Origin of the sequence: Mammaliicoccus sp. H-M34 (assembly GCF_022386495.1) — a bacterium.
GTDB lineage: Bacteria > Bacillota > Bacilli > Staphylococcales > Staphylococcaceae > Mammaliicoccus > Mammaliicoccus fleurettii.
In genome coordinates, this window is sequence record NZ_JAJNIK010000011.1 from 14,005 (window position 1) to 26,257 (window position 12,253).

General features: G+C 33.2%; 16 protein-coding genes. 7 read left to right on the forward strand and 9 right to left on the reverse strand.

What is annotated here, in order from left to right; translation table 11 throughout:
- Positions 1-4 precede the first annotated feature (4 nt).
- Complete coding sequence (locus LQ608_RS11405; RefSeq protein ID WP_239752002.1) at positions 5-343, reverse strand: DUF5327 family protein; 339 nt, start codon at positions 341-343, stop codon at positions 5-7.
- The gene (locus LQ608_RS11410; RefSeq protein WP_345773106.1) at positions 340-1,008 is read right to left on the reverse strand and encodes a uracil-DNA glycosylase; all 669 of its coding nucleotides are present in this window, start codon (positions 1,006-1,008) and stop codon (positions 340-342) included. Before LQ608_RS11410 ends, LQ608_RS11405 begins: the two co-directional genes overlap by 4 nt.
- Before the next feature lie 105 nt (positions 1,009-1,113).
- On the opposite strand from LQ608_RS11410, the gene thiD reads away from it, so the two are divergent.
- Complete coding sequence (gene thiD / locus LQ608_RS11415) at positions 1,114-1,944, forward strand: bifunctional hydroxymethylpyrimidine kinase/phosphomethylpyrimidine kinase (protein WP_239752006.1); 831 nt, start codon at positions 1,114-1,116, stop codon at positions 1,942-1,944.
- 52 nt (positions 1,945-1,996) lie between these two features.
- On the opposite strand, the gene LQ608_RS11420 is transcribed toward thiD, so the two are convergent.
- The 4 genes from LQ608_RS11420 to ptsG form a co-directional block, all read right to left on the reverse strand.
- Positions 1,997-2,332 carry a hypothetical protein gene (locus LQ608_RS11420; protein WP_237687752.1) on the reverse strand — a complete coding sequence of 112 codons (336 nt, stop codon included), beginning with the start codon at positions 2,330-2,332 and terminating at the stop codon, positions 1,997-1,999.
- Positions 2,333-2,435: 103 nt separating this feature from the next.
- Entirely contained in the window at positions 2,436-3,176 is a 741-nt protein-coding gene (nagB, locus tag LQ608_RS11425) for a glucosamine-6-phosphate deaminase (RefSeq protein ID WP_239752008.1), read from the reverse strand.
- A 3-nt stretch (positions 3,177-3,179) separates the two neighbouring features.
- Entirely contained in the window at positions 3,180-3,848 is a 669-nt protein-coding gene (locus tag LQ608_RS11430) for an N-acetylmannosamine-6-phosphate 2-epimerase (protein WP_078357801.1), read from the reverse strand.
- A 14-nt stretch (positions 3,849-3,862) separates the two neighbouring features.
- A complete protein-coding gene (ptsG, locus tag LQ608_RS11435) occupies positions 3,863-5,398 on the reverse strand; it encodes a glucose-specific PTS transporter subunit IIBC (RefSeq protein WP_239752010.1) in 1,536 nt (511 codons plus the stop codon).
- 123 nt (positions 5,399-5,521) lie between these two features.
- Here ptsG and LQ608_RS11440 point away from each other — a divergent pair, with 123 nt between their 5' ends.
- The 4 genes from LQ608_RS11440 to folE2 all read left to right on the forward strand — a co-directional run bounded on the left by LQ608_RS11440 (position 5,522) and on the right by folE2 (position 8,343).
- On the forward strand, positions 5,522-6,328 hold the full coding sequence (locus LQ608_RS11440) for a MurR/RpiR family transcriptional regulator (RefSeq protein ID WP_078357799.1): 807 nt from the start codon (positions 5,522-5,524) through the stop codon (positions 6,326-6,328).
- A 77-nt stretch (positions 6,329-6,405) separates the two neighbouring features.
- On the forward strand, positions 6,406-6,765 hold the full coding sequence (locus tag LQ608_RS11445) for a YojF family protein (protein WP_078357798.1): 360 nt from the start codon (positions 6,406-6,408) through the stop codon (positions 6,763-6,765).
- A gap of 12 nt (positions 6,766-6,777) precedes the next feature.
- Positions 6,778-7,446, forward strand: coding sequence for a bacillithiol biosynthesis deacetylase BshB2 (bshB2, locus tag LQ608_RS11450; protein ID WP_078357797.1), 669 nt, complete (start codon positions 6,778-6,780; stop codon positions 7,444-7,446).
- 18 nt (positions 7,447-7,464) lie between these two features.
- Positions 7,465-8,343 (forward strand): GTP cyclohydrolase FolE2, encoded by an 879-nt coding sequence (gene folE2 / locus LQ608_RS11455; RefSeq protein WP_239752012.1) that lies wholly within the window; start codon positions 7,465-7,467, stop codon positions 8,341-8,343.
- Positions 8,344-8,777: 434 nt separating this feature from the next.
- On the opposite strand, the gene LQ608_RS11460 is transcribed toward folE2, so the two are convergent.
- The 3 genes from LQ608_RS11460 to tadA all read right to left on the reverse strand — a co-directional run bounded on the left by LQ608_RS11460 (position 8,778) and on the right by tadA (position 10,877).
- The gene (locus tag LQ608_RS11460; RefSeq protein WP_078357795.1) at positions 8,778-9,359 is read right to left on the reverse strand and encodes an NADPH-dependent FMN reductase; all 582 of its coding nucleotides are present in this window, start codon (positions 9,357-9,359) and stop codon (positions 8,778-8,780) included.
- A gap of 106 nt (positions 9,360-9,465) precedes the next feature.
- Positions 9,466-10,335 carry a Cof-type HAD-IIB family hydrolase gene (locus LQ608_RS11465; RefSeq protein WP_239752013.1) on the reverse strand — a complete coding sequence of 290 codons (870 nt, stop codon included), beginning with the start codon at positions 10,333-10,335 and terminating at the stop codon, positions 9,466-9,468.
- Positions 10,336-10,394: 59 nt separating this feature from the next.
- A complete protein-coding gene (gene tadA, locus LQ608_RS11470) occupies positions 10,395-10,877 on the reverse strand; it encodes a tRNA adenosine(34) deaminase TadA (protein ID WP_345773105.1) in 483 nt (160 codons plus the stop codon).
- Positions 10,878-10,945: 68 nt separating this feature from the next.
- Here tadA and LQ608_RS11475 point away from each other — a divergent pair, with 68 nt between their 5' ends.
- Both LQ608_RS11475 and LQ608_RS11480 read left to right on the forward strand, forming a co-directional pair.
- On the forward strand, positions 10,946-11,560 hold the full coding sequence (locus LQ608_RS11475; RefSeq protein WP_078357793.1) for a deoxynucleoside kinase: 615 nt from the start codon (positions 10,946-10,948) through the stop codon (positions 11,558-11,560).
- Positions 11,550-12,218 (forward strand): deoxynucleoside kinase, encoded by a 669-nt coding sequence (locus LQ608_RS11480; protein WP_115337853.1) that lies wholly within the window; start codon positions 11,550-11,552, stop codon positions 12,216-12,218. The genes LQ608_RS11475 and LQ608_RS11480 overlap by 11 nt, the downstream gene beginning before the upstream one ends.
- The last annotated feature ends 35 nt before the right edge of the window (positions 12,219-12,253 follow it).

Here is a 12,253-nt window from a genome sequence, read left to right on the forward strand (position 1 = left end):
ATTATTAAAAATCAAAAATTGAATTTCCATTACCTACACCATCATCTGTTGTTAACTGATTTTCAGTTTTATTAGCAAATGGTTGATCGAGTACTTTTCCACCCATCTTTCTAATTTCTTCATTAGAGACTTTTGATTGTGATTTTTTAATTGGATTTTTTGGAGTCGAAGAGAAGTTTTGTTCCACTTTTATATCGTGATTAATACCCTCTTTTTTATCAACTAACCCACTTAAAGTATGAATTGCATGCATATGACGATTAAAAACTTCATTTGTTGAGGCATTATCAGCTCCAACTAGTTCTTCTTCAATGGCAGCAATTAATTGATCTCTACTAATCATAAATTGTCACCTCCACACCATTTTATAGGCTCTTTTCCATTTGAAGTCAGATATTCGTTTGTTTTACTAAATGGTTTCGAGCCAAAGAATCCTCTATAAGCTGATAACGGGCTTGGATGAACAGATTGTATAATATGGTGACGTTCTGTATCAATCAGCTTAATTTTAGATTGCGCTGGTTTTCCCCACAAGACAAACACAACATCATCTAGTTCACGAGAAACACTTTTAATGATTTCATCCGTGAATATTTCCCAACCAATATCTTTATGAGAATGTGCTTTATGTGCTTCTACAGTTAATACAGTGTTTAACAATAGCACGCCTTCATTTGCCCAATCTTGCAAGTGTGGTGTTTCGCGTTTACACCCTATATCTTCCTCTAATTCTTTATATATATTTCTTAATGAAGGTGGAAACTTTGCATCAGGTTGAACTGAAAAAGCTAAACCATGTGCTTGATTAGGTCCATGATATGGATCTTGACCAAGTATAACCACTTTCACTCTATCTAAAGGGGTTAAATCAAACGCTTGATAGATATTTTCCCTATCTGGATAGATTGTTTTGTTTTGATATTCTTCTTCAAGAAACGACTCCATTTCGCTAAAGTCATGCTCTTTTTTTATATTGTGAAATATTTCTTGCCAATCCATATTATTCACCTCAATCAAAATGATAACATAGCACTAATGAAAAGGTCATAACTATTTTTTACAATTAAAAAACATGATATGATGTAACATATGAAATATTGGGAGGAATCATCAATGGCATTAAAAAAAGTCTTAACAATAGCAGGATCTGACACAAGTGCTGGAGCTGGAATGCAAGCTGATTTAAAAACATTCCAAGAACACGACACATACGGAATGGTAGCATTAGCAGCAGTCGTTACTATGGACCCAAAAACATGGGCACATGATGTAACGCCATTACCTCTTGATTTATTAGATAAACAGTTAAACACTGCTATTTCAATTGGCCCTGATGCAATTAAAACGGGTATGCTCGGTTCAGAAGAAGTCATTAAACGTGCACGTCAAGCATATGATGAATCAGGATCTGAAATTTTTGTAGTTGACCCTGTAATGGTATGTAAAGGTGACGATGAAGTACTTAACCCAGGAAATACTGAAGCAATGATTAAAGAACTATTACCAAAAGCTACTGTCGTAACACCAAACTTATTTGAAGCTGGTCAACTTTCAGGCTTAGGTAAACTTACAACAATTGATGATATGAAAAAAGCAGCAGAAAAAATCCACGAACTTGGTGCACAATATATCATCATTAAAGGTGGAAAAGCTTTAGAATCAGATAAAGCCTATGACTTATACTACAATGGTCAAAAGCACGTTCTGCTTTCAACAGACAAATTCCAATCTAGTTATAATCACGGTGCAGGATGTACATTCGCCGCAGCAACAACAGCTAATTTAGCAAATGGTGAAACACCAGAAGAAGCGGTTAAACATGCAAAAGCATTTGTAGCATCTGCAATTAAAAATGGCTGGAAAATGAATGATTTTGTAGGACCAGTAGATCACGGTGCTTCAAATCGAATTGAAAAAATCGAAGTATATACTGAAGAAGTATAATAAAAACTGCCTACAAAGGTTTCCGACTTTGTAGGCAGTTTTTTTATATTTACTAGTACATTATGCTAAATTCTGCTGTAACTTTAGCTACAACTTTGCGATTCTTAAATAATGTCATTTGATATTGGTAAAATGCATTATCTCCATCTTTGTTTTCTTTAAGACATTCTAATTCTGCGTTGTAATTTTCTAATGTCATAATACGTTCTGTTTGTTCGAACTCACTTTTAATTTGTCTGAGTTTCGTCTTACTCCCCATAAAAGGCTTAAAACTATTAAACTCCCGAAGAATACTTAACAAATATTGAACAGGTACTTCTTCAAAATATTGGTACCCCATTATATTACAATAATCCAATACCGCTTCATCATTAAATGAAATACGCATTGTTTCCACTACTTCCACCCGCCATTTCTTGAGGCTAATCTCAGTAGTAATTGTACTTTAAAGCTAATAATCATTCAAGTGAATTTAAAAACAATGCAATGTTCTAAATTTCTTCTTGTTCACTTAAATATGCGTTATTATCTAATATTACTTCCACATTTGGATGATTGTATAAAGCTGATGCTGGTAAATCAGTTGTGATTTCACCAGTTAATAATTTACGAATTGCATCAGCTTTTTTAGGTCCATATGCTAATAAAATAATACGTTTTGCTTTCAATATAGATTGAATTCCCATTGATATTGCTTGTTCAGGTACTTCTTCTTTTGTTTCAAAGTATCTGCTGTTTGCTTCTATTGTAGACTGTGTTAAACCTACGATACTTGTTAAACTATCAAATGATGTCCCTGGTTCATTAAAACCGATATGCCCATTTTCACCAATTCCTAATATTTGTACATCTACCGGTCCTTCTTTATCTAATAAACCTTCGTAACGTTTTATTTCTTCTTGAAGATTTTCAGCTGACCCATTTGGTAAATGTATTTTCTCTTCGTTCCAAGTTGGTAAATGATTGAACAACACGTCATGCATATATGTGTAATAACTTTCCGGATGGTCATAATCTATTCCAATATACTCATCTAAGTTAAATGTCGTAATTTCACTTAAATCAATCTCATTAATTCTAATTAAATTAACAAGTTGCTCATATACACGAACCATCGTTCCGCCTGTAGCTAAACCTAGCACACTCTTTTTATTTGAAATAATTTGTTTTAACAACTCATTTGCTACGTAATGACACGCTTCCTCTTTAGAACCTAAGTTAATAATTTTCATTATTTATCCCTCTATTTCTTTAATAAATCGTTTTGCTATTTCTAAAGGTCTTGTGATGGCTCCTCCAACTACTGTACAATGCACGCCTAAATCAGTAACACGTTTAAACATTTCAGGTGTAATAACATTTCCCTCTGCTATTACTTTTGCATTAACATTGCTTAATACGTCTTTTAAAAATTGAAAATCATTTTCGTATAAAACATGCCCTTTAGTATATTCTGTGTATCCTCTTAATGTTGTTCCAACGTAATCAAATCCTAATTTATCAGCATTAACCGCTTCTTCTAAATCAGATACATCTGCCATAATCTCAACATTTGGTGCATGCTCTCTAATATAAGAAACAAGCTCCTCAAGTGATTCTTTAGGTCTTTCTTGTTTCGTTGCATCTAAAGCGATCACTTCACAACCACTTTCAATTAACTCATCGACTTCTTTAGATGTAGCTGTAATAAAGACTTTAGATCCTTCATAATCACGCTTTACAATACCTATTACTGGTAAACTGATTTCTTCTTTTATTGCGATGATATCTTCTTTCGTATTTGCTCGAATTCCTTTTGCACCTGCTTGATATGCTGCTAATGCCATCTTACTCATTATAAATGATGAATGCAAAGGCTCCTCTGGTAAAGCTTGACATGAAACAATTAATCCTTGTGGTAACATTTATTAAGCACTCCTTATTTGTTTTCTAATGCTTCTTCTACTTCATTTTTTATTGTTGTAACATGTGGACCGTAAATGATTTGAACACCTGTTCCTTTTTGTACAACACCTCTCGATTCAGTTGTCTTAATAACATCTTCATTGAAAAGTTTTTCATCATTGATTGTTACTCTAAGACGTGTTGCACAACAATCAACTGTATCTATATTGTCTTTGCCACCTAAGCCTTCGATGATTGTCTTTGCGCGATCACTCACGTCAACAGATTTGACTGCATCTTCATCTTCACGGCCAGGTGTCTTAAAGTTAAACTTCGTAATTAAGAATCTAAATGTTACATAATACAATAAGAACCAAACTATACCTATTGGAATAACAAGTAAGAAGTTAGTCTTGCTGTTTCCTTGTAACACGCCAAATAGAATGTAATCAATAAAGCCACCGCTAAATGTTTGTCCAATTGTAATATTAAATATATCTGCCATCATAAATGCTAATCCATCAAATATGGCATGAATAACATATAATACTGGTGCTATAAATAAGAAACTAAATTCTAATGGTTCTGTTATACCCGTTAAAAATGATGTCAATGCTGCTGACAGCATTAAACCACCGACTACTTTTTTCTTTTCTGGTTTAGCTGTATGATAAATTGCTAAAGCTGCACCTAATAGTCCAAACATCATCGTAATAAATCGACCTGACATATATCTAGAAATACCTGAATAATATTGCGTTACATTTGCATCTCCTAATTGTGCAAAGAAGATGTTTTGTGTACCTTGTACAATTTTGCCATTGATTTCCATCGTTCCACCTAATGCAGTTTGCCAGAATGGTAAATAGAATATGTGATGTAAACCAAATGGTCCAAGCATACGTAATACAAATCCATAAATAAATGTACCAATTACACCTGTTTTATTAACAAGTCCCCCCGCATTGAATATCCAACCTTGAATCGTTGGCCAAATAAAGAATAGGATAACGCCTAATCCTATAGAAGCCACAGAAGTTACAATTGGTATAAATCTAGATCCACCAAAGAACCCTAAAAATGGTGGTAATGAAATTTTATTGTACTTATTGTGTAGCATTGCTGTCATAATACCTACAATAATCCCGCCAAACACACCTGTTTCAACAGTTTGAATCCCTAAGACCATGCCTTGTCCAGCTTTAGCTAATTCTTCTTGTGCTGCGACATCATCAGTAATGGTTAATAATGCGTTCATTGTAGCATTCATGATTAAGAAACCTAACATTGCTGCTAAACCTGCTGTTCCTTTATCACTTTTCGCCAAACCTATAGCCACCCCGATTGCAAATAGCACTGGCAAGTTAGCAAAAACGATATTACCTGCTGAAGACATTAAGATAAATATATATTGCAAAAAATCTATATCCAAAATTGGATATGCTTTAATTGTATTTGGATTGCTTAATGCACCACCAATACCTAATAGCAAACCTGCTGCTGGTAGAATGGCGATTGGTAACATAAATGATTTCCCGAATTGTTGCGCTTTATCAAAAATTTTACTCATAAAATACGCACCTCCTATTTATCCTAAATATAACACCATGAAAATTATAGTCAATACTATTATTTGTTTTGAAAAACATTTTCATATATACTCATAATTACTAAATAAATAGAGGTGTAAAATATGAATTTTGAAAATCGTATTCAGCAATTTTCATACCTTTTCACAAAAGCTGACGAAAAAATTGCTAGATACATATTAGATCATCCTGTAGGAGACCATTTTTCAACTATTACTTCATTGGCATACGCTATCGATGTTTCTACTTCAAGTATTACAAGGTTCAGTCATAAATTGAATTATCAACACTTTCAAGATATGAAATTCAACATTCAACAAACTTATGAAAAAACAGATATTCAAAATGTTCCGCTTATTAAAAGGATTCATGAATATCATCAAACAATTATTCAACAAACAGGTGAATTTATATCTAATGAGAAAATCAATCAACTTATTAGTACTTTATCTAATAGTGAACAAACACTTTTTGCAGGTTTAGGAAGTTCTGGATTAACTGCAACTGAGTTTTACTATAGAACAATGAGAATGGGCATAAATGGTAGTGCCGTAACAGATGCACATCAAATGAAAATTGGCGCATCATTATTATCTGAGAAGGATGTACTTATAGCATTTTCAAATAGTGGGAAGACGGATGAACTCATTAATGCTGCAAAAATAGCCAAATCACAAAATGCTACAGTTATCGCTATTACAAATTATGCTGGAAGTGAACTTACCGCAAACTCTGACATTGTTATCATGACAATTGATCAAACAAGAGTGAACGACAAACAATTTATTAATACACAAATTTCAGCTCATTTTCTAATTGATGTAGTGAGTTATATGTTGTTAGAATACCAAAATAATATGAATCAATATCAACACACTAGAGATGTAATATTAAAAGATAATAAATCATAGGTTGTGAGCAGATTGTATATAAATTTACTCAAGAATTTAGTAGAATAGTAAAGTATATACTATGAGGAGTGAAAGGCATGGAATTAATTCAAGTAGATCAAGTACAAACACTAATATCAGAATATGAAAATAAGCCAGTATATCTCCATGTAGAAACGACAAATGGAGCTTATGCTAACCATTTCGACAACAAAGTATTTAATGCTGGTACATTTTTAAGAAATATCCAAGTCACATTTACCCATGCACATTTAACTGGTGGGAATAAAGAGCCTTATCGTGTTGGATTAAAATTAGACAACAATGGTTGGGTCTATGTACAAGGTTTAACACACTTTGAGGTAACTGAAGATAAAGAACTATTATTAGCAGGACTAAATTATGAAGGACAACTTGCTGCGACATTAGAAATAAGTAGCAATCCTTTCAAGGATTAAGAGGTGAATACAATGAATGATGAAAGACAAGTATTAGTTATATTTCCACATCCTGACGACGAAGCATTCGGTACATCTGGCACACTTAGTAAATTTGTAGATGATGGTACCCCTGTAACATATGCATGTTTAACTTTAGGTCAGATGGGGCGTAATCTTGGTAACCCACCTTTTGCTACACGTGAATCTTTACCACATATTAGAGAACGTGAATTAGATGCAGCTGCTGAAGCAATTGGTATAACAGATTTAAGAAAAATGGGATATAGAGATAAAACAATTGAATTTGAACCTAAAGATGAAATAGATAGTATGGTAAAATCATTAATAGATGAACTTAATCCATCACTTATTATTTCATTCTATCCTGGTTATTCTGTTCATCCAGATCATGAAGCAACAGCAGAATCAGTAGTAAGAACAGTTAGTCGCATGGATGAATCATCTAGACCTAAACTACATTTAGTAGCGTTTAGTAATGACACATACAGCGATTTAGGAGAACCAGATATAAATATAGATATTACTGGTTATGAAGAACGCAAGATGAAGGTCCTTCAAGCTCATGCGTCTCAAACCGGTCCAATGTTACAAAATCTCGCTTCAAATACACAAGAAAGTGAAGCGGCTAAAGATATGTGGTTGAAGACAGAACATTTCTGGACATATCATATTGAATAGATAGTGGAGGCAATGTGTATGACACAATTAGATTTATCAACACGTGAAGCGAGATGGAAATATTTCGGTTCAGTTGATCCTATAAAAGGAAATAAACCTACCGAAAAAGAAAAGATGCCTGATTTGCAAAGCTCTAAAAAAGATTTCCTATTCGAAATTGAACATGTTGGTATCAAAAACTTAATTTACCCTGTCAGAATAGATGATTTTCAAACAGTTGGAAACTTTGAATTTTCAACTAGTTTAAATCAAGATGAAAAAGGCATCAATATGAGCCGTATTATTGAAAGTGTTGAAAAGCATTATGATAACGGTGTGAAATTAGAATTTGACCATTTAACAACATTATTGAATACACTTCAATCTGTCATGCTCCAAAACACTGCATCATTAGATGTTACAGCTAAATGGTTCTTTAACCGTTTTAGTCCTGTGACTAACCAAAAAGCAGTCGGACATGCAGACATTAGATATATACTTTCTGTTTCAGATGATAAAGTGACTAAAAAATCTTTAGGCATCGAAGTACCTGTTACAACGTTATGCCCATGTTCTAAAGAAATCAGTGAATATTCAGCACATAACCAACGTGGCATCATTACAGTACTCATTGACTTAGATCCCGAAATAGACCTACCTGATAACTACAAAGACATCGTATTAGACGGTATGGAGGCTAACGCAAGTTCAATGTTGTATCCAATATTGAAACGTACAGACGAAAAAGCCGTTACAGAAAGAGCATATGAGAATCCAAGATTTGTAGAAGACTTAATTAGATTAATAGCTGCTGATTTAGTAGATCTTGACTGGATACAAGGATTCGAAATAGAATGTCGTAACGAAGAATCAATACACCAACACGATGCATTCGCAAGACTAAAATATACAAAGTAATCTTAATATGAACAGACCGCCTCCATGAGCCGGTCTGTATTTTTATGTGTTTCGCGTTTTCGGGTCGCTATTTATTTTTATCGGCCTGTATTTCGCGTTTTCGGGTCTATAAATTTTTTTATCGGCCTGTATTTTGCGTTTTCGGGTCGATAAATTTTTTTATCGGCCTGTATTTCTCATTTCTGGACCGATAATTTTATTTATCGGTCTGTATTTCACGTTTTCGGGTCGCTATTTATTTTTATCGGCCTGTATTTTGCATTTTCGGGTCGCTAAATTTTTTTATCGGTCCGTATTTCGCATTTCTGGACCGGTAATTATTTTTATCGGTCCGTATTTCGCATTTCTGGACCGCTAATTTTATTTATCGGTCCGTATTTTCTTATATAGAACAAAAAGAAGGCAACAGCCTCTGCTGTTGCCCTCTAACCTCTTTATGAATTCACTTGTTCTTCTGCTTCTATCCAAGGATTATTTTTAATTAATTTTGTAATTTGCTCTGTAAACAATTTAACACGTAATTTAATGTCATCTACATCAATATAATATGTGCCATCTTCTGTTTTACCGAAGTCAGCATCTTGTGTTGAAATTTGGACAGGAACTGCAATTCCTAATAAGTTTCTCATAATAATTCTCAAATGTGATAATGGCTCTGTACTTCTCATGCCACCACTATTACATATTAAGCCTACTGGTTTCATTTTAAATTGATCCATTGTTAAATGGTCTAAAGCATTTTTTAAAATACCAGAATATGAACCGTGGTAATTTGGCGTACCAATTATAATCGCATCTGCTTCTTCAGCTTTTTCGCGTAATTCATTTACATTAACTTTAATTCGTTCATCATTTAAATGTTGACCTGATACGTCTAAAAACGGTATTGGTTTGTCATATAAATCAAACAAAGTTACCTCTGCACCTTGGTCTTCTAAATTCCCACGAACAAATTGTGCAAGGGCGTGTGTATGTGAATATTGCTTAGCGCTACCTACAATAAGTAATACTTTCACTGTTGTCACCTCAAAATTTTAATGATATTAATTACGTATCATTATAGCATACTGAGAAACTAAGAATTTAATTTTCATTAAAAATCATTCTTATGGACGATGTATATTAACGGTCATAATTTTTCAATGCATGAATAATCGCTTTTCCTACACCACTATGCTCATTAGTATCCGTAACGTAATCAGCTATTTCTTTCACTTCAGGTGCTCCGTTTTCCATTGCAACAGCATACCCGGCTTTTTCTAACATTGAAACATCATTTAAGTTATCACCAATTGCCATCACATCTGACATTGGAATATTTAATTGATTTGCTATTGCTTCTAAAGCTATACCCTTTTGTGCATCAGAGTGTGTGATTTCAATATTACCTCTTGAAGATGATGAAACTGCTAAACTTTGTGATTCTGAAATTTCAGCTTTAGCTCTATCAATTTTAGATAAATCACTCGCAAATGCTAAAATTTTCAATATAATTTCCCCTGGTCGACTTTCAATCTCATCGTAACTATCTACTGTTTTTAAAGTTCCATTATCAATTCTACTTTGAATATTGGCACGAATTTTTTTGACATCAGCTTTTTGACCAGCTTTTTCTGCTATATCGACATAAATTTCCAAGTCTTTCTCAGGATCTTCAGTATAAATACCAAAGTTCGTATAAACTTGATAATAAATATCTTCTTTATTTAAGACTCCTGTGATTTTATTAATTAAAGGACGTGTTAATTTAGAAGTATGGACGATATTAAATTCTTCATCTCTTACTTCTGCTCCATTTAAACAAATGTATGGTAATGATAAATCTGTTTTTTCAATTGGGCTATGTGCCTCATAAAATGCTCTTCCAGTAGCAATAACTACCGAGATACCTTTTGATTGTGCAAATTTTATTGCTTCATAATTTTCATTTGAAACTTCATGTGCTGCGTTCAACAAAGTACCGTCCATATCTGTTGCGATTAACTTTATCATGAAAGTAACCTCTTTTCTTTATATTCAACATAAATTTTAACAAATAAAAGTAATAATCTCTATAAATCTGTATTATTCTGCTTAATTTGTTTTTTTAGGCTTCTTTTTTCTCTAAAAAACGCACGTAACATCTCACCACATTCTTGCTCAAGTATCCCTCTTTCAACTGTAGCACGGTGATTAAAACGAGTATCTTCTATTAAATTCACTAAGCTACCACTACAGCCACCTTTAGGATCTGTTGCACCATAAACGACATGCGGTATTCTACTCATCACAATCGCGCCCGAACACATGACACAGGGCTCTAAAGTAGCATATAAAGTAGTTTCTTCTAGTCTCCACGATTTCAGATACTTGGCTGCCTCTTGTATTGCAATCATTTCAGCATGTGCAATTGGATCTTGATCATTCTCTCTTAAGTTATGACCTCTTCCAATCACTTCTCCTTTATATACAACAATTGCACCAATTGGTACTTCATCCATTTCCCAAGCTTTTTTTGCTTCTTCAATTGCAAGTTTCATATAATTTTCATGCACGCTATATTTCACTCCGTTTAATTTATGATAGAATAAGTATGTCTATTTTAACATCTAGGGAGATATATATGAAAAAAACCTTTATTGCAATCGAAGGACCTATTGGAGTCGGGAAAAGCTCCTTAACTAAAAAACTTGCTGAAGCTTTAAATTATACCGAAGAATTTGAAATTGTTGACGAAAATCCTTTCTTAAGTGATTTTTATGATGATATTTCTAAATGGAGTTTTCAAACGGAGATGTTCTTCTTATGTCATCGTTACAAACAGCTAACAGATTTAAAGAATATTAAAGGAATCGTAAGTGATTATCATATTTTTAAAAATAAGATTTTTGCAAAAAACACTTTAAACGATAGTGAATTTGATAAATTTAGTCGAATTTATGATATTTTAACTGAAGATATTCGTATGCCTGATCAAATTATCTTTCTCGATGCCTCATTAGAAGTCCTTCAACAACGTATTGCCCATCGTAATAGATCATATGAATCACAAATAGAAAATAATTACTTAGCACAACTAAAAAGTGATTATAATCAATTCTACGAAGAAGTGAAAAGTGAAATCGATGCTATTCAAATTGATACTTCTCATTTAGATTTCGTAAATAACACCGCAGATTATCAACAAATTTTAAAATTATTACAACCTTTGATTGGAGAGATTACACATGACAAATAAAGTCATACCAAGTGATGCTATTATCACAATTGCTGGTACTGTTGGTGTTGGAAAATCATCTTTAACACAAGCACTTAGCGAACGTTTAAACTTTAAGACTTCTTTTGAAAAAGTCGACAATAACCCGTATTTAGAAAAATTTTATCATGATTTCGAACGATGGAGTTTCCACCTACAAATATACTTTTTAGCGGAACGTTTTAAAGAACAAAAAAGAATGTTTGAATATGGTGGAGGATTTATACAAGACCGCTCAATCTACGAAGATGTTGATATCTTCGCAAAAATGCACGAAGAACAAGGAACAATGACAAAAGAAGACTATGCAACTTATAGAGATCTATTTGAAGCAATGGTTATGACACCATACTTCCCTAAACCTGATGCATTAATTTATTTAGAATGCGACTACGAAGACGTTATACAACGCATCAAAAATAGAGGTCGCCAAATGGAAATCGAAACAGACGAAGCATACTGGAAAAAACTTTTCGCACGTTATGATAATTGGGTTAACAATTTCACAGAATGCCCAGTAGTACGTGTAAATATAAATGATTATGACTTATACGAAGATCCAGAATCAATCAATCACATTATCAACAAGATTGCACATGTTATAGAAACACACCGTTCAATCGATACACGAGTAAAATAAAAAATGCTCCAATCCATTAATTATTTCAAATGGTT

What these genes read in the sequence shown, in the direction of transcription:
- LQ608_RS11465 (WP_239752013.1), bottom strand. Translation starts at nt 10,335, where the DNA reads ATGATAAAGTTAATCGCAACAGATATGGACGGTACTTTGTTGAACGCA.
- thiD (WP_239752006.1), top strand. Translation starts at nt 1,114, where the DNA reads ATGGCATTAAAAAAAGTCTTAACAATAGCAGGATCTGACACAAGTGCT.
- LQ608_RS11430 (WP_078357801.1), bottom strand. Translation starts at nt 3,848, where the DNA reads ATGTTACCACAAGGATTAATTGTTTCATGTCAAGCTTTACCAGAGGAG.
- LQ608_RS11445 (WP_078357798.1), top strand. Translation starts at nt 6,406, where the DNA reads ATGGAATTAATTCAAGTAGATCAAGTACAAACACTAATATCAGAATAT.
- LQ608_RS11480 (WP_115337853.1), top strand. Translation starts at nt 11,550, where the DNA reads ATGACAAATAAAGTCATACCAAGTGATGCTATTATCACAATTGCTGGT.
- LQ608_RS11440 (WP_078357799.1), top strand. Translation starts at nt 5,522, where the DNA reads ATGAATTTTGAAAATCGTATTCAGCAATTTTCATACCTTTTCACAAAA.
- ptsG (WP_239752010.1), bottom strand. Translation starts at nt 5,398, where the DNA reads ATGAGTAAAATTTTTGATAAAGCGCAACAATTCGGGAAATCATTTATG.
- LQ608_RS11420 (WP_237687752.1), bottom strand. Translation starts at nt 2,332, where the DNA reads ATGCGTATTTCATTTAATGATGAAGCGGTATTGGATTATTGTAATATA.
- LQ608_RS11475 (WP_078357793.1), top strand. Translation starts at nt 10,946, where the DNA reads ATGAAAAAAACCTTTATTGCAATCGAAGGACCTATTGGAGTCGGGAAA.
- bshB2 (WP_078357797.1), top strand. Translation starts at nt 6,778, where the DNA reads ATGAATGATGAAAGACAAGTATTAGTTATATTTCCACATCCTGACGAC.
- folE2 (WP_239752012.1), top strand. Translation starts at nt 7,465, where the DNA reads ATGACACAATTAGATTTATCAACACGTGAAGCGAGATGGAAATATTTC.
- LQ608_RS11405 (WP_239752002.1), bottom strand. Translation starts at nt 343, where the DNA reads ATGATTAGTAGAGATCAATTAATTGCTGCCATTGAAGAAGAACTAGTT.
- nagB (WP_239752008.1), bottom strand. Translation starts at nt 3,176, where the DNA reads ATGAAAATTATTAACTTAGGTTCTAAAGAGGAAGCGTGTCATTACGTA.